A 19,344-nucleotide genomic window follows, 5' to 3' on the forward strand; every position below is an offset into this window, starting at 1 on the left:
TTAATTAGCATCAACAGTCAGCATTAATTGAGCCGGATCAATCCAGACTGGGGGCTGTAATTCCTGAGTAACAGGCTCTCCCATGATGCGCAAAATTTGTTGCCATAAACCTGCCAGCCGTAGTTGGTAATCGTAGCTAAAAGCAGGGGGGCAGAGTGCACCATTCAATACAGAACTTAAGGTATTGAGCAGAAATGCCACGCCTTCCGCACCATCACATTCAAATGCCGTCATCCAATCTTTGGTTGCCGGACAAAGAATGTGAGATGTTGTTTGGTGCAGATAAGCGCCATCCGGCTGGCTGGTGTTCAGATAGAGGCTCTGCTCATTATTCAGATGATTTGGTGCATGAAGAACAGGTGTCCAGATAACCGGCCCATAACTGGCTTCTTGCGTCAGATAGCCCGCGGGCCAAATCAGCGTCGTCTTATGCATGACAAGGTTGTGCATATCTGGATCTCTGGGATCCAGATAGGATTGAACATTTAACGTTATCGTTGTCCCCGCAAAGCTGAGTTCAAAGCAATGAAATGCGTCACTCGGTTGACCCACATAAACTATCTCTATCTGTTCCGGGCAATGACATGCCTGCAACAACAGATCAAGTGCGGAAAACAGTAACTGACGGCTGGTTGTCAGATTGCCGCTTATCGAGCGTTGCTGTGATAACTGACTGATTTGATGGGCCGCATGTAACCAGCTTCTGCCAGCATGGCATTGGCTGTAAAAGCTATTGACCCAAAACATAACACCATGTTTATCAGCGGTTGATTGGTGTCTTTTGATGGCTTCTGCATCAAGGGGGTGTTCCTGAATAACAGAAATACCCCGCGCCAATAATGCCTGGGTTAATTGATCGCCTTTGCCACCAATAAATTCTGCGCGTATTACCACACAGGCAATATCAATGTCGTCCGGCAATTCATCCAATGAGCAGAATAGTGGCACATTGAAATCACGGGCCAGTTGCTGCGAACGAGTACTTCCCTGTGCCAGAATACCGGCCAGTTCCAGATCTGGCCGTGGTTGCAAGAACGCATTAAGGTACAATTCGCCGAATTTAGCACCGACAATCAGAACCCGCCGTGGCTTTATCATATATTCTCCTTAACAGGCTCAATAGTTGGGACTGAACTCAGCATGTTTTTCAGACACGTAACCAGAGAGCTGACATGTTTGGATTGGAATAGGCTGTAGTGATCACCATCAAGTTGTGTCACGCTGACTGGCCCGAAAGCCTGCCAGCCGAGATCAGTTGAGGTGATTGTTGTTGGATCGAGGTAATCCATAAAATCAGGTAATGCCTGAGCTGCCCGAATAAGGCAGAAAGGTTGTGAAGACTGTGATGGACAGTAGTCAAGCAATGCACGCAGATTATGGCGCCATACGGCATAAAGTACGGTTAGCGAGCCATCAATCTGCACAGATTGTGGCAGGGCTTCATGCAGAGCTTGCAGGAATGCCTCTGTATTGGTCGTGATCGCGCTGTTATCCAGCGCCAGATCAGGGAATTGTCCCTGTAAATCGCGCAGGAAATGATGATGGCAGAATGTATCATCCAGAGTCAGATCGGTGCGGACGTTCGGTGCGAAGCTATCAATCAGGATGCAGTGAGAAACGCTTTCACCCGCAGCGCATAATTGATGCGCCATTTCATAGGCGACTAATCCACCGAAAGACCAGCCTGCCAGTGCGTAAGGGCCTTTAGGTTGGAAGGTGCGGATTTGGTTGATATAGTCAGCCGCCAGCATTGCAACGGAAGGTTCATCGGTATTCAGGCTGGTTGGTGTAAATGCCAGACCAATCAGGCGTTGAGCGCCGAAATCAGCCGCCAAATGACGATATCCCAACAGATGTCCGCCAATAGGATGGACGATGAACAATGCAGGTTGTTCAGCATTTCCCTCGTTCAGTATCACACCTTGGCAGGTATTTTCCGGTTGATGTTCAATAAACTCAGCCAATGAATGCACGGTATCGTAAGTTTGCAGCAGGCTGAGCGGGTATTGGCGATTGAACGTCTGATTGATTTTTACCATCAATCGTACTGCTGCAAGAGAATCTCCCCCAAGGGTAAAGAAGCTCTCATGTACGTTGATACCTTGTTGCTCTAATACTGATTCCCAAAGGTTTAATACAGTTTGTCCTGTCGCGTTGAGAGCCGTTGCAGATGGCGCTGAATTAACTTCTTGCGCTTCTTCAACCAGAGTAATCAACGTGCGTCTGTCAATTTTACCGTTGTCGGATACAGGTATTGTATCGAGAATGATAAATCGCTGTGGACACATCCAAATCGGTAAAGTTTGCTGCAACCAGTGAGGCAATGCTGGTAGAAGTTTTGTAGATAGAAGTTTTGTAGATACTGGCGCGTTGTCAGTTAAACGTAAGCCCGCGATCAGTTGTAATGCGCCGGTTGATGTCGTATGTGCAAACACTAGCGCTTGTTGTATAGCAGGGTGCTCACATAGACGATGCTCAATTTCGCCTAACTCAATCCGGTAACCACGAATTTTTATCTGGTGATCATTGCGCCCCAGAAATTCGATATTTCCATCTGGCAGCCAGCGTCCTAAATCACCTGTACGGTAAAGTCGCTCACCCGTTTGCGGATGCGTGATAAATGCCTGTTCCGTTTTTTCAGTGTCGGCCCAATAACCCAGTGCCAGCCCTTGCCCACCAATATAAAGCTCACCGGTAACCCAGACTGGACAAGGTGAAAGCGTTGAATTTGCAATAGTCGTATTAAGCACATAGAAAGTCTGATTAGCCAGAGGCTTACCGTATGGAATGCTGCGCCAATTCGGATCAACGTGTGTAATAGAATAGGCAATAGACCAGATTGATGCTTCGGTTGCTCCGCCCAAACTGAGTAAGTTGAGTGCGGGATGGAGAGCATATAATTTTGCCGGTAAATGAGTCGGTATCCAGTCACCACTCATCAATATCCAACGCAGGCTGTTTAGGGGGTGAGGATGTAGGGAATGCGGATGGCTACGGGCATATTCCTCAAGCAGTTGTACAAATGCCGGAACAGAGTTCCAAACAGTAACCGATTCCTGTTGTAACCATGCCAGTAACTTGTCGGGTTGCTTACTGTCACCGGGAGAAGGAATAACCAGTTTTGCCCCACGGCTCAGCGTGCCGAATAGGTCATAAACTGAGAGATCGAAGGTTAACTCTGAGATTGCCAGCACGCTATCGTGCTCATTGAGTGCGATGCGTTGGTTAATATCAAGAATGGTATTGACCGCGCCCTGATGATCTATCATCACGCCTTTCGGTTTTCCGGTAGAGCCTGAGGTGAAAATGACATAAGCCAGATCTTCAGGACGTACAGGTAAATGCGGCTCGCTGGTTACTGGCAAGTTGTTAAGCAATATTTCATCCAGAGAGATGACTTGTACATTGTCAGGCCAGCCTATCTGTTGAGCGAACTTAGGTTGCGTCAGTACAGTATCTACTTCTCCTGATGCCAATAGCTGGTGGATTCGCTGCTGCGGATAGCTGGCATCAATAGGCAGATAAGCTCGTCCTGCCAATAAAATCGCAATAACCGCGACAACTTGTTCCCAGCCTTTTTCCATCACGATACCAATCAGAGGCGAGGTGCCAATCAAAGACGAAGTCTGATTTTCCTGTGTTTGCAGATGAGCCGCCAGTGTCAGGCTTTGTGACCACAAAGTGCGGTAGTCGATCTGGCGAGAGGCATCGACAATTGCGGTGTGTTGCGGAAACTGGTTCACTGCCTGTTCAATCAGCGAGCAAAGAGTATGTGGTGGAAAATCACTCTTGGTCGAATTACTGTTCTGGCACAAAGCGCGATCATTTGCCGGAAGCCATGCAGGAAGCGGGGTGCTCCATTGATAATCCGGTTCGAGCAATGCAACAACGCTGGCTTGATAATGGGCAAACATGTTTTCTGCCACTTGGGGCTGGAACAGTTGCGGCAAGATCGCCCATTGTATGGTGACACCGCCACCTGAGCCGGAAATGAGCATACAGTCGAGATAAACATGGGGAGTTTGCGCCCCAAAGAGATTCAGTGTTCCTAACCCTGATGGGCCTTTGCCCGCAGCGCTGGTTGTATCGTTGAATACGATCGGCATTCCGGCATTCAGGTTGTGGCGATGCTGATTTTTCTCTCTGAGTACTAATTGACCGTCAAACAGTGCATGTTGAAGATCGGCGAACCATTGTTTTTGTATCCGGCTTACAGCATTGCTAAACCCTGAGATATTGCGTAAGTCCACTTCCAACAATGATGTGGTGGACAGGTTGCCGACTAACATATCGCAATGCTGTGGTATTAACAGGCGGTTACCATGCAAGACATTAATCGTGAAATGCTCGCTGTTGCTCCATACCGACAAAATATGGGCAAATAGCGTAAGCATCACTTGTGATGGTGATACCCGATGTTCTGCTGCGCGTTGTTGCAAGCGCTGCCATTGTTGTGGGCTGATATACCCTGTCAGACACTGTTGATCCAGTTGCTGTGACTGGTGATCTTTCAGTGGTAACACCGGCGCATCAGGCAGCGAAGGCAAACGATCCAGCCAGTATTGTCGGCTTTGTTGCCAGGTTTCTTCGGTTTTTTCATTCTCCTGTGCCTGAATATAGTCACCAATAGTCGTTGTTGGTGGCTCTGGTTGCCAGTCAGGTTGCTGATACCAATGGTGTAAATCACGCAAGATCAACGTCAGGCTTTTACCATCCGCCACCAGCAGGTCGATGGTCAGGTGCAATAGATGCGTCCGGTCATCGGTATGGTACAGCGTTAAATCAAACAGCGGCCAGTTATTGCTGGGAACCCCTTGAGTACGCAGAGTCTCGCGGGCGTTATTCAGTTGTGTCTCGCGCTCATTCGATATCATGTTACGGCAATCAATGACTGTCGGTGTATAACAGGGAACTTCCGGCAGAATATGATATTGCCCATCATTCACATAACCGCGTAATTGCGCATGATGGTTTATCACTTGATTCCATGCAGTTGTGAAACGAGGCAGATCCAGCCCGTCGATAGCCAGTTCAGCATAGAAGTGGGCGATACCATTACCAAACTGGAACAGTTGGCTCTCTCCCAGCCAATAAGCATATTGCAGAGGGGTGAGTGGCAACATTTGCTCAGATGCTGGTTCAGTTTGATGTGGTGTTGCCAATACCACTGAATTTGTCTCAACGACCCGCAGGGTGCGGCAAAATTCACTCAACTTGGGATGTTCAAACAGTTGTTGCAGATTAGCTTGTCCGTAACCTTGGCGGCGTAGTTGTACTACCATGCGGGTTGCAATTAGGCTGTCACCGCCACTTTGGAAAAAGTCACTGTGACGCTGTATTGACTGGGGAAGCAGTGAATTCCAGAGCGTCATCACTTGCTGTTCAATATCATGAAGCTGATTGTCTGCCGTTTCCGATTGCACAGTTGCCGTGGTTAACGGTTGTTTCATGTTCTCTTTGGTGGTCACTATGTTCAACCGGAAACTCGGCGGCAATGCTGTTAATGGTAACTGCTCTTGCTGTTGAATATGCAATGAGTAAAGCAAGGTGGAAAATTGTGCCGCTATTTCACTGACATCCAACCTTGTTTGCTTTTTGGCCTGCGCCAGAATCAGTTGTTGATGCAGTTCTGGCCCATCTTGTCCCGGCCATTCCAGTGAAACCCGATAACCGGACTTTTCCAGACAATTACGCCAGCCTGCAAGTTCCAGCAACGCGCTATTACCGTAGTCATCCTCGTGATTATCACCGCGATCGTCAGCCCAGGCATTAATGCCTTCAATAAATCCGACACTGGCGAGCTGCATAGCACTTTCGCGCTTGGTTGATTCAATAATCAACAACCACCCGCCGGGTTTCAGTAAGCGGGACAGACGTCTCAGGGTATTTTTCAGATGGATGGCATCATGCAAGACGTTAACCGCCATAATCAGGTCATAGCCAGATTCAGGATGCTGACCAAAATCAATACGCTGGTTAATGTCGAATAGGGCAAATTTTACGGTTTCGCCATAGTGATTGAGTAACTGGCGTGCATCATCCAAAAATAGCGGTGAAACATCAGTAAAGTGGTAACTGTCAATGGATTGTGCATTGTGTTTAAGCACTTTTTCTGATGTAGCCCCCGTTCCTGCACCTACTTCCATTACCGTGAAATGTTCGGATGTCAGGCTCAATTGCCGGATAATTTCAGCAGCAGTTTGGTTCAGACAACGTAACGCCGGATTCTCACTGTAGAGGCTGGCTGTGGTTTTTTTATCGGCAAACAACAGTTCCAATGCATTGCCTCGTCCGGCAAGCAGGGTGTCATGCTGTTCAATACATGTTGCTACATAACGGCTGATAGTCTGGCACCATACTGCATCATCCAGTTTTACCATAGGAGCAGGGATCTGGCTGAGCGGTTGCAGACAACGGTATCCGACACTGATTTTTTCAATAAATCCTTGCTTGCTTAATAACGCAATCCATTGAGTAAGCAGGCGTCGATATTGTGGTGCCAGTTGTAAGCGTTGTTCGATCTCTTCACGAGAGTGACATTCTTTTGAAGAAGTGAACAAATTATGGCGCAGTAAGGTCTGGCCCAGACCCAATAATGCTTGTTGCTCAATATATTGCCAAGAGCGTTCAAATGCTTGTTGTTCCGCTAACGTTGGCAGCGGTAATACTTCGGTGTTTATAACCCGCGGTTCTGGTAACGATAATGACAAATTATCTTCTGCTACCAGCCATAAGTTGTAACCTTGAGTATCGTCCTGACGTGGCTGAATTTCTGCCAGCCGTATTTCCGGTTTAGAACGCAGATATTGTTCGGCCTGACGTAATTCAGGATGTTGCGGCCAGAAGTCATAACGCGCATAACCGGCAGGCGGTGTATGAAGATCATAATTCTCGATGCGTTCAGGCTGGCGGCAAATTTGCGCTATTTGCACTAACAGCGCGTTATAAGCGGCAAACAGTGCTTCAATGACACCCGGCTCCAGCACATCATCCATGCAATACCAGTTAAACAGCAGGTCACCATCCACTTCCATAACCTGATGATCCAGCCAGACTTGTGGTGTTTGGCTCAGAACAAAGACCGGATCGCCCAGTAATTGAGTAATGGATTGTTTGATTGCGACACCTTCTTGTTCCATCCCCAACATACTGGTGAAAACGACTGGTGTCAGTGGCTGTCTGCTTTGGGTTTCACCAGATTGCTGGCGACCGAGTTCCCGTAATACTTCAACACCATTGACATGACTATGGCTCAGGCGCTGCCAGAGCAAGGACTGGGTTTTTTCCATGCTGGCACGTAGGGAGGTGGTTTTGCGTAAATCAAAATCCATCAACATGACAGAGGTAAAATCACCAATCAGCTCTTGAACCTCTGGATGGAAAGGCTGTCGGTTAAAGAATGTCAGATTGAGAGTAAACAGCGGATGACGGCTGTACCATTCAAGCGTATGAGCAAACAGTGTCAACAGTCCCGCAGAAGGCGTCACTCCCCATTTTTTCCAGCTTTGTTTAAGTCGTTGCCAGTCAGATTGTGCCAGACGACCTTCATAAGTTGTGAATTGTGGCTGACTACGCTCAGGTAGTTGTGGATTCGACGGCAATCTTGGCGCAGGGGGCAATGAAAGCAATTGTTCCTGCCAGTATGCCCATGATGCCCGCCACTCTTTACTTTCACGTTGCGCCTGTTCTGCCATCACGTAGTCGCGGAAAGTAAATGTTTGTGGAGCCAATGGTTGCTGTTGGTGATAAGCCCGTTGAAGATCGTCCATCATGATCCGGAAACTCTGTACGTCAAATTGCAACAGGTCCAGGTTCATATGTAAGCGACAATGTTCATTCGGTAGCAGCGAAACAGAGACTTCAAATAGTGGCCAATGTTCCGCAGATGGCACTTGATAAGAAAGGGTATGACGACGCTGAGCTAAAGTCTGTTCACAGGCTGTATCGTCCAGCGTTTGTAAATCATCTTGTGATAAAGCATACCAAGGCGTTTCAGGCAGAATTCTTTGTTGCCCATCTTCATCCACTATCATGCGTAACATGCCATGACGCTGAATTAAAGCATTCCATGCCTTCTCAAAACGCGGGATATCAAAGCTATCCAGTTCCAGATCCCATTCAAACAAGACGTGACAAGCCACACCACCAAAATCAATGGCCTGAGTACGACCGATCCAGTAAGCGTGTTGAATTGGCGTCAGAGGAAATGGCTCATGATGTCGGGCGCTGTCAATCATGATCTCAGATTGAGAAGAGGCAACGGATTGCTTAGGTAATGCGTCTCCAATGAGTGCATTCAGCCCTTCCAATGTCATATTCTGGTACGCCGATTCAGCGGTTAATCTGAAACCAAATTGCTGGTGGATCACCGTATTTAGTTCCAGGAACAACAGGGAATCCAAACCAAATTGCAATAAATCCTGTTGTGGCTCCAAACGTTCAGGCTGTTCTAAGCGCAATAGTGTCGCGACACGCTGACGCAGCCAGCTAATTCGCTGTTTACTGTCCTGATAGAGTGTGTTACCTACAGAAACTTCGGCAGAGGGGGAAGATGCAGATTTTTCGACCACATGGGTAATGTCAGCCTGTAAACGCCGCAAAATATCAGGATGACGTTCATCTAACCGCATTGCCAGATAGCAAGGAGATGAGGTGTGCAGAGATTGATTAAGATGCCAGATACCCTCATTTGTGCTGAACGGTAACATGCCATCTTGTGCCAATTTTTCCACTAATCGCCTATCGCTGGCCATACCAATGCCACCCCAAACGCCCCAAACCAACGTTTTTACTATTAATGTTTTTACCGTCAACGACTCGGATGCTGTCAGAGCTAAAGATTCTAAACAAGCGTTGGCGATTGCATAGGCTCCTTGCCCCTGAGCACCTAGCATTGATGCGGCAGAAGCGTGAAGCAGCAGATAGTGTGCATTATGTTGTTGAAGCTCAGTTTGCAACGCCGATGCACTTCGGGCTTTGACGGATAACATTTGCGACAGGCGTGAACACTCAAGTTCTTCCAGCCGGGTATGATCAGTGATTCCGGCAGCATGAATCGCACCCGCGATACAATCCTCTTGTGCCAGAGTTTGCACTGCGTTTAACAAGGTTGGCGTATCAGTAACATCAATGTTAATCCAGCGTATTTCACATTCGGTATTCAGTGACAGCTCTTGCACAAAAGCATCCCAGTCCGCATTTTGGCGGCGGGCAAATACGGCAATCTTACGCGCGCCGTGTGCCAGCAACCAACGGATGGAAATCTGACCGATACCGCCCATACCGCCGGTAACGATGTGCCAACCCTGATGAGGAATTGACATCGGCTGTTGCGATAACGGTAATGGTTGACGTTGTAAAACAAGCACAGAAACTTGATTTCCGCGCACTCTCAGCCAGCGTTGGTTTTCATGCTTGTATTCATTCAAATAGCCCAGTGCTAATGACAAAGCGTCAGCTTCGTTGATATCAGCCATATCAATCGCCTGAATACGACGATGGGGATATTCTTCAACCGCGACACGCAGCAATGCCCAGACAGCGTATTGAGCCGGATTGATATCCTCTTTTGATAAGGTGGTTTCCGGTTGGGCACAGCAGGTAATGACGGTTAAAGACGCTGTTTCATCGCGTTTTAATTCGCTGATAACTTGATCACATAATTCAGCAACATCATTGCCTTGGAGCAGTAATAACGTATTTGTGCTTTCAGGCTGCAAATGAATACCTGCCTGACGCCAATGATTGCCAATCGTGTCACTCGCCGTTGACGAACGGAGGGTATATACCACTGAAGATTTCTGCTTATCCGCAATATTTATTGTGCGCCAATGCAGGGCATAGTGAGTATCAGGACATGGCTGAGGCGTAGGCAGCCATGATTTTGTCATGATTTGTTTTTTTATGGATAAACATTGGCGGGACAGATCGGAACGATCACTCAACAGAGCGAATAAGCGTTCACCAGAATAGATCAGTGCCGGGAAATCAGTGAGTAAATTCGCCTCCAATAACCGGCGTCTGGCATACGGCAGGGCACGGTGAGGACGATACATTTGACTTATTGTTTGTATGGAAATTGTTTGTATGGAAATTGTTGGTGCGGGAACTTCTTGGTAATAGCCTTGTTGAACACAATAAGTCAGTAATTGTTCCAGCAGTGGGCGCCAGCAAGGTTGCAGCCGACCAGCCCGAATAGTGTCGATAGCGCTGAAACCTTGTTCAGCTTCACGCCCATGACATTGATATATCAATGCATCGGTATACAGTGCTCGTAGTATTGCCGCATCGGAATTTTGCTCAATAGCAGGATCGATCAGGGAATTGATATCCAGCCCAGTATTGGAATTGGCTGTGTGTTGCACAGATTTGGCGGTAGTGAAGCTGTAGTTCTGCTTATTAAATGGATAGAGTGGAGCGTGGCATTTTACTCCTGTAAACGTGAAAAGACGCTGCCAATCAAGCTGTACACCAGCACAGTAAAGTTGCATTAGCGCCGTTTGCTGAGCTGTCTCTGGGGAGCTTTGCTGCTGGGCACCAGCAACCCACGTTTCTTGTGGCAGACTGACACGCCGCCCGATCCCTGTTAGCTGTGCATCAGCACCGAACTCTACAAATAATGCAACACCTTGTTGGCGGGCAAACTCAATGGATTGATAATAACGCACCGTCTGACGCATATGGTTACGCCAGTAGTCTGGTGAACCCAATTGTTCAGACGTTGCAATATTGGCTGTCAGGGTAGAAATCAGTGGAATTTCTCCCGATGCAGGCTGTAAGCCGTTACAACGCAGAGAAAATGCACCCAGAACTGAATCAAGCATGGTTGAATGTGCGGCACAGGCAACGTTAAGGCGTTGGCAACGAATCTGCCGCTGTTCCAGACGTTGTGACAGTGTATCAATTTCCGTTTCTGTACCCGCCCAGACCCAGTGTTGTGGGCCATTGCAAACCGCCAGATCCAATGCCAGTGAACGAGTAAAAGGAAGAATATCTTCTTCGTTGGCAAAAACTGCCAGCATCGCCCCGCCTTGGGCGCATTTTTGCATCAATTTGCCCCGCACCGCGACTAGCGGCATGACTTGTTCAGGCGTGAAAATTCCGGCAACAACGGCAGCAGCAAATTCTCCGACGGAGTGACCCAATACGTAATCAGGCTTTAATCCGAGCGCTCTCCAATGTGCTGCCAGCGCAATTTGATGCGCTACAATTGCCGGCTGTGCGTATTCGGTGGTGACTAGTGCAGCATCATGCTCTCCGAACATTACGGCTTTTAATGGCAGTGCCAACTCGGATGCACAAGCAGCACAACAACGATCCAACATGGCAGAGAAAACAGGAGAACTGGCATACATGGCTTTTCCCATGCCAGACCATTGACAACCTTGTCCGCTGAATTGCCACAATTGCTTGTTTTCGCTTTTGACTTGCCCGCTAAAAATGTCTGTTGTTGGGTTTTGATTCGCAAAGGCGGATAAACGCGCAGCGCTTTTCTCAGTGCTTTTTTCAGCGTTTTTTTCAGTATCTTGTGGCGTTAATGTAAGAGCCAAACGCCAGGGAAGTGAAAGATTGCGCCCTTGCAAGGCAGTCCAGGCCAAATTTGCATGATTTTCTGGTGTGTTATTGAGTGCCGTCGCGTAACGTTGCGCTAATTGACGCAATGAGGATTCGGAAGCCGCAGAGAGCAATAAAAGCGCTGTTTGTGAAGGAACTTGTACATGAGCTTGCGAATAATTGACACGACGGTGATGTAATTCTTCGGGTAATGATTGCACCACGATATGGCAGTTGGTGCCGCCAATGCCGAATGAAGAAACGCCGGCGGTACGCAATTCTTGCGTCCAGCGCTGCCCTTGTGTTGCCAGCCTGAATGGACTTTGTTCCAGCCGCAATGCTGGGTTGGGTTGCTGTACATTGATCGTCGGCGGAATGTAACCATGCCAGACAGACAGAACTGTTTTAATCAGGCTGGCAATACCTGCGGCGGTATCGAGATGACCGATGTTGCTTTTCACTGAACCAAGATAACAAGGTGGTTTTGCCGAACTACGGTCGGAGAATATGCTGCGTAATGCGTCAACTTCTATCGGATCACCAAGAGGTGTGCCTGTGCCGTGGGCTTCAATCATGCCAACATCATCAATACTGACATCTGCCAGTTGTAATGCTTCAGTAATAACGCTGCGCTGACCATTAACCGAAGGGGCTGTAAAGCCCACTTTTTCATTGCCATCGTTATTAATCGCACTGCCACGCAGTACCGCCATGATCGGATCACCATCGCGTAGCGCATCATTCAGACGTTTCAGTGTGACAACACCAACACCATTGCCGCCATAAGTGCCATTGGCTTGACTATCAAAGGGGCGGCAATGTCCATCAGGTGAGAAGATCATTCCCGATTGATACGAATAGCCACTTTCTTGTGGGAAAGAAACTGCCACACCACCAGCCAGTGCCATGTCACATTCACCGGAACGCAGGTTTTCACAAGCCATATGTACGGCAACCAATGAACTTGAGCAGGCTGTTTGTACTGTCAGGGCCGGGCCTTTCAGGTTTAATTTATAGGCAGTGCGAGTCGCAAGATAATCTTTATCATTGCTCATTAACGCCTGTAGCCCTTTAACTTTGCCAACATCGGTCATGGTGAATTGTGACCATGAAGGCCAGGTACTGACCCGGCTACTACCGAAAACGCCTGTTTTCAGGCGTACATTCCGTGGCGCATAACCAGCATGTTCAAGCGCATGCCAGGCTGTTTGCAGGAACAGGCGCTGCTGGGGATCGAGCATTTCTGCTTCTTGCCGTGAATAGCCAAACAGCGCGGCATCAAATTGTTCCGCGTTCTCCAGTATCGCAGCCCGATTGACAAAATTTTCACTATCAATGACTTCAGGAGGAATACCTGCATCCAATAATGTTTGACGGGAGAGTGTAGTGATACACTCAACCCCATGTTGCAGGTTGTGCCAGAAAGTATCGCTATCTGGTGCCTGCGGAAAGCGGCAGGCAAGGCCAATCACTGCGATGGGATCACAATTATCGTAGTGAGGCGTTAAATCAGTCATTGTGCAGCTCCTTTATGACGTTTTTCCCGTTGTTGCAGACGCTTTTGTTGTTGACGCTGACGAAGAGTAATCGACTGGCGATTTTCGTTTTGGGGGTCTTTTTGGCAGCGCAAGCTGAGCGCTTCTGGTGTTGGATAAGCGAATAAATCAGTAACGGCAAGATGCTGGAAACCCGCATGTTGTAATTTGCCGTGCAATTGAATGAGTTGTAGCGAGTTGGCTCCTGCCTCAAAAAAGTTCTGTTGTGCATTGATAGGTTGATTTATTACAGATAAAAACAGGCGTTGAATTTCGCTGCATATTTCATGGCGTACTTGTGAATCGAATTCATCCGAATGCGGTGATGATGCAAGAACCACAGAAGCGTTATCTTCGACTATGTTATTGACAGCTGTCAGACATTGCTGACGTGGCATAAGCTGTACCAACGCTGAATGCCAGCTTTCTGGTTGTGCAGCGAGAGTGCGTAATAGCGCCATATAGCTGTTGAACATGCTTTGTAGCTGATGTGGCTCAAATAATTCTTCCACCGCATCCCAGTTCAGGCAAAGTTCGTTGTCAGATTCGTAAACCTGATGATCCAGCCAGATTTGTGGTGTTTGCGATATACCCCAAACTGGTTTCATCCATGATGAATGTGAAAGGAATTGTCCTTCATGGGTTCCCAAAGCACTGGTGAAAACAACCGGCATAATGGCAGCATCGGAGCCACGGCTCTGTGCCAGTTCACGCATCACCCTGATCGCTGAAATATGGCGGTGATCCAGATCCTGCCATAACTGTTGTTGCAGCCGTCGTGCACTTGATAACCAATTTTTCTCTGGGTGCCAGGCCAGTAGTGACAGTGAAGTGAAATCTCCCAGAATATGTTTAATGTCCTCGTGCCAATGTGGACGATCAAAAAGGGTGAGATTAAGGGTTAACTCCGACTTGGTGCTGAAAGCGGACAAAACAGCCGCATAAGCTGCAATGAGAAGCGCAGAAGGCGTTATTTGATGAGGTGCAGCATGTTGCTTTAACTGATTCCATTCATGTGCAGATAACCGATCGCTATAGCGTACAAAACGCGGGGATTGAACACTTTCCGGTGCAATACGCAATGGCAATTGCGGAGCCAGTGGTAATGTTTTCACTTGCTCCTGCCAATATTGCAGCGAATTCTGATGCGCCGGCATTTGTTGCTGACGTAACACACAATCCCGGAATGTGATGTTCAGTGGCGGCAATTCGTGTTGCTCGTCAAGGTATAGCTGTTCTAATTCAGCCAGCAATATCTGCATGCTCAACCCGTCTAACAGCAGATTATCCAGACTGACAAATAGCCGGGAGACAAGATTGCTATCTTGTGCCAGTTGGAAATCGAACACCGGCCAGTGACTGGCATCTAATACCTGATGTGACAGACGTTCGCGCAATGTGTCTGCTTTAGTGATATCAGTAAATTGGTGTTGTTTAACTGAAAACATGGGGACATCTTTCAATATCTGCTGTTGTCCATTAATAACAACCGTTCTAAGCACAGGATGGCGCTGGATCAGACGATTTAATACCCGATTCAGACGTTGAACATCTAATTGTTCTATCCGATATTCGATAAAGAAATGCGCACCCACTCCACTCAGGGCAAACCCGGGATGGCGTCCAACCAGATAAGCTTGCTGAACTTCGGTTAATGGGAAAGGCTGATATTGATCTTGTTCTTTTGGTATTGAATATTCTTCTGATTCTGATGAAGTTTCAGACAGAGGCGCAAGTAAAGGAGAAAGTGTAGCGGTGAACGCAGCTAATTGCGGATTACGGAAAAGATGATTCAGTTCACTTTTAAAGCCTTGTTGTGCCAGTTCACCAATCAGACGTGTAGCTAAAAGACTATCACCGCCCAGTTGGAAAAAATCGCTGTTATGGTCTAACTGCCCTGTATTGAGCAGGCGTTGCCAAATAGCGGCAACGGTTTGTTCCAGCGTATTCAACAAGGTGATTTCATTCTGGTGTGCAGCTTCTGTTTTTGTGGAGGACAATACGCCTGTAACGGACAATAAACCTTGCGCCAGTGCCTTACGATCAATTTTACCGTTAGGGGTCAGGGACAAACGCGGAATAACATGCAAGCGCTGTGGGATCATATATCCCGGTAAATGTTGCGCCAGTACAGACTTAATTTTTTCCCGATCAGGAAGGGTGACACTGTCACTTGCCTGCATCAACAACACACTAATATTGCCGATGGTAATTGGTGTTTCCATCTGTAATGGTAGTGGGGATAGAAGAGATAACCACTGTGACGCAGAGTGTAGCTGAATAACATGAGGCGAAAGTAACTCAGTTGTAACCAGAGAAAGAGACGAGGCTTTTTGCAACTCCATTGCCAATACCAACGCACCGGCTTGTGCCAGAGGTAGCAATGACTTGATGCAGCTTGCTGGATCTTCTTCCCGGTGTAATACATTGTTCAGCAGGATGATATCTGCCTGATGTTGTAGTAGCTCAGGTTGTAGTAACCCAGATCGTAGTAACTCAGACTGTAGCGATTCAGGAATTTGTTCAGGCCAGCGTTTTATTGACGTATGAGCGTAGCGACTTAACCGTGTTTGCATCTGGTTAATCAGTGCCTGAGAACGTTCAAAGCCGATATAGGACAGATGTTGGTCTGTAATATGTTCTGCCAGCCACTGGGCACAGAGACCACTACGTGCGTCGAACTCCATCACGGTAACAGGGCGTTGTAATCGTTGGGAAAGGGCAATGATGGCCTGTTTTAATCCTGCCAGCCATTGCTGGGTTTCCGGCAGTACAAAGAGCTGTTGTTCTGGTGCAAATTGTGGATCATCAAGTAACGTTACTGCTGCCTGTTGTCCGGTAAGAATATTACGCAGCGTAGAATGCCAGCGCTCAGGGATAGATCCTGCTTCATTATTATTGAATGCAGTGGATGAATGATTAAATTTAGCGGATGGCGACGTAGCTTGGTATACGTGATGAGTAGACTCAACCAATAAATTGCATTGGCAAAGATATGCCAGCATACGGGCAAACCAATTATGGTATTCCGGTTGAAGTTGGTAATGTTGCAGACAATCGGTGAGCGATTGAGGTGAAGTAAACGTAATGCCATAACGAGACAGATGTTCCAACAGGAATATTGCAACTTGAGGTTCACTGAGATCATCAGGTTTACTGGTCTCATTGGTTATTACCTGAATTGCAGGAAACAGATCACGATAGTTTGTCGGTAACTGCGGAGCACGATTTACCCGTTGGCATAAAGCATCACCTTCCAATTCAAGGAAAGCCACCAGCGATTTTTCTTTTTCGCCACTGGTTAAGGCAACCCCTTTATTGATACCCGTTACTTGATTGAGGGCAGCATCAATTTCTCCCAGCTCAATTCGATAACCCCCAATTTTCACTTGGCTATCGCGGCGCCCCATAAACTCAAGCCAGCCTTCGGGGTGATAACAGCCCAGATCACCAGTACGATACCAGCGCTCTCCCTGATCGACGACGAATTGGGCGGCTGTGCGTTCTTTATCATTAAAATAACCCAATGCTACACCAGCGCCGCCAATCCAAAGTTCACCGACAACCCAGTCAGGGCAATTACGACCATCTTCACCTACTACACGGTAACGCTGGTTAGCCAAAGGATAACCATAAGGAATAGAACGCCACTGTGCGTCAATTTGTTTAACGATATATTCATTCGACCAGATAGCGGCTTCTGTCGCGCCTCCCATAGCACTTAGTACACCATCGGGATTTAACGCACGGTAACGATCAGGCAGTGACAAGCTGATCCAGTCTCCGGACAGCATCACGGTACGAAGAACTTTCGGCGCATCGACTTCCATCCCTTCACAATAGGTCAGCAACATATCGAACAGTGCTGGCACGCTATTCCATAACGTAATGTTATGTTGCCCGATCAGCATTTCCCAGGTTGATGGGTCGCGGCGTTGCGCTTCGTTAATTAATACTAGTGCTCCTCCGGCACTGAGGATGCCAAAAATATCATAAACGGAGAGGTCGAAATGCAGGGCAGAGAGTGCCAGCAACCGGTCACTGTTTTGAACCTGATGACGGCGATTGATGTTCAGACAGGTATTGAGGGCGCTTTGATGGCTAATCACCACACCTTTTGGCATTCCGGTTGAACCAGAGGTATAGATGATATAAGCAGGATCGGTCACCGCGCGCTTAAGCATGTTGGCTAGAGGCAGTAATCGCTCATCCTGATACCAGGAAATGCAGTGTACATCCTGTGACCAAGCCGTATTCTGTTGTTCAGGGTCAATGATAACAACATTGATCCCGGCGCTTTCATAGATAGCACGACGTCGGTTTAATGGTTGATCTTCGGGGACTGGAACGTAAACACCGCCCGCATAAAGTATGGCTAATACAGCGACAATTTGTCCGATGCCTTTTTCCATGCTAATGGCAACCCGATCTCCCGGCATAATCGGCATTTTTTGCAGCACTGCTGCTAAACGACGGGCTGCCAGACTGAGTTCGCTATAACTCATTTTTTCATTATTAATGATTAAAGCAACAGCATTGGGGGTGCGTTCTGCCTGTGTAAATACTCCCTCATGCAACAAGGCGTTTGGTAGCGGCTCAAGTGTGTTATTGATTTGCTGTCGCAGATGGTATTGCGATTCAGGCATCAGATCGGGGAGTTTTTCGCTCCATTGCGCAGCATTTTCTGTCAGATTCTCAATAAGCCCTTGGTAGGCAGTAAATAAGGTATCCATTAAACCATCAGGGAAGAGTTCATCGTTGCTATCCCACTGAATGTTGAGCGCGTTTTCATGTTCAAAAGCAACGAAATCCAACCATACCTGAGGTGTTTGTGATATTCCCCAACTTGGTTTTCCCAGAACATCACGGGTATTCTCACCATATAAAGGTCGGCCTAAATTGCTGGTAAATACAATTGGCGCACCGTGTGGGTGGTTACCTCGTTTCTTGAGTTCACGCAGAACTTCTACGCCGGACCAGTGACGATGTTCGTAAGCTTCGGCGAATGTTGCCTGTGCATCCTGAGCCAGTTGGCAGAACGGTAAATTATCACCGGGAATGTCCAATAGTAGAATGTTGGTAAAATCCGCCAAAATGTTGTCAACCGCAGGATGCAGCGAAGCTCTGTCAAATAGTGTTAGGTTAAACAACAAGCGTGTTGAATTGCTCCAGCGACATAATAAAGCAGCAAATGCAGTCGCCAGTGCCATGGTTGGCGTAACACCATTTTGCTGCGCTAATTGTTTAAAACGTTCCCAATGTTCAGGCGCTAACTGGAAACATCTGCGCTGAATCCGGACGTTTTTTATCAGGGAAGGATCCCGCGCCAGAGGAAGCTGGGGAGCAAGTGGCAAAGTGTCTAATCGGCTACGCCAAAATAACTTTGCTTCCTGTCGGGTTTGCCCGAATTGGCTCTGATATTGCGTTAGATAACTGCAAAAATCATAGTCAGAAGAAATAGCAGGCAGGCTGCGTTTGGCAATTAGTGCTGCCAGTTCGGTAAAGAACAGACTGAAACTGGCTGCATCCATGATCAACAGGTCGATATTTGTATGCAGCCGGTGTTGATTATCACCAAACAGGCTAAGTTGAATATCGAAAGTTTCTCCTTCTTCAACCTGTAATACCCGATGGCTCAGTTGTTCACGTATGTTGCTCAGTGCTTGTTGCTGTTCATTTGCTGCCAGATTGCGCAGGTCATGAACAGTTAATTTTTTCCAGTAAGCGTGGTCTATGCCTTGTTGGCGTCCATCTGGCAAAAAACGCACGCGTAACATCGGATGCCGCTGAATCAGCACATGAATTGCAGCCTCTAATTGTTCTGGTTCTAGCCCGATACCATCAAATTCTTGATACAAATGACAACCAACTCCCCCCAACGTTTGTTCCGGTGAGCGCCCGACAAAATAAGCATGTTGTACAGCCGTCAATGGGAATGGACGAGCATCTACAATTCGCGGCAGTGGCATCCGTGGCAGTGGCGTTATATCTTGGGATACCGAAGGAACAACCGGTGCATGGCGTTGCAGAAGCTGGCTCCAGGCATGCAGTGTTGGCTTTTGGTAAAGCTCACGCAGGGTAACGCGATATCCTTGACGCCTAAACTGGTTTAGCAATGCCATTATTTGCATTGAATCCAGTCCGTTGCGAATTAAATCGTCGTTATCGTCCACCAAAATATTTTTTTGATTAAGCAGGCCAGAGATAAGCTGGCGCAGCGAATCAGGGGAGAAAAGGTCCGTGTGCATGAAAAAAT

3 protein-coding genes are annotated in these 19,344 nt (G+C 47.6%); all 3 read right to left on the reverse strand.

Translation table 11 applies throughout. The features are described from left to right. Genes PSI23_RS09175 through PSI23_RS09185 form a run of 3 tightly spaced genes read right to left on the reverse strand, consistent with a single transcriptional unit; the run spans position 1 to position 19,336 of the window. Positions 1-1,098, reverse strand: a complete 1,098-nt coding sequence (locus PSI23_RS09175; protein WP_273554806.1) for a Gfo/Idh/MocA family oxidoreductase — start codon at positions 1,096-1,098, stop codon at positions 1-3. Then, positions 1,095-13,070, reverse strand: coding sequence for a non-ribosomal peptide synthetase/type I polyketide synthase (locus PSI23_RS09180; protein WP_273554807.1), 11,976 nt, complete (start codon positions 13,068-13,070; stop codon positions 1,095-1,097). Before PSI23_RS09180 ends, PSI23_RS09175 begins: the two co-directional genes overlap by 4 nt. Beyond that, a complete protein-coding gene (locus tag PSI23_RS09185) occupies positions 13,067-19,336 on the reverse strand; it encodes a non-ribosomal peptide synthetase (protein WP_273554808.1) in 6,270 nt (2,089 codons plus the stop codon). The genes PSI23_RS09180 and PSI23_RS09185 overlap by 4 nt, the downstream gene beginning before the upstream one ends. Between the last annotated feature and the right edge of the window lie 8 nt (positions 19,337-19,344).

This window comes from Xenorhabdus yunnanensis (assembly GCF_028598805.1).
Taxonomy (GTDB): domain Bacteria; phylum Pseudomonadota; class Gammaproteobacteria; order Enterobacterales; family Enterobacteriaceae; genus Xenorhabdus; species Xenorhabdus yunnanensis.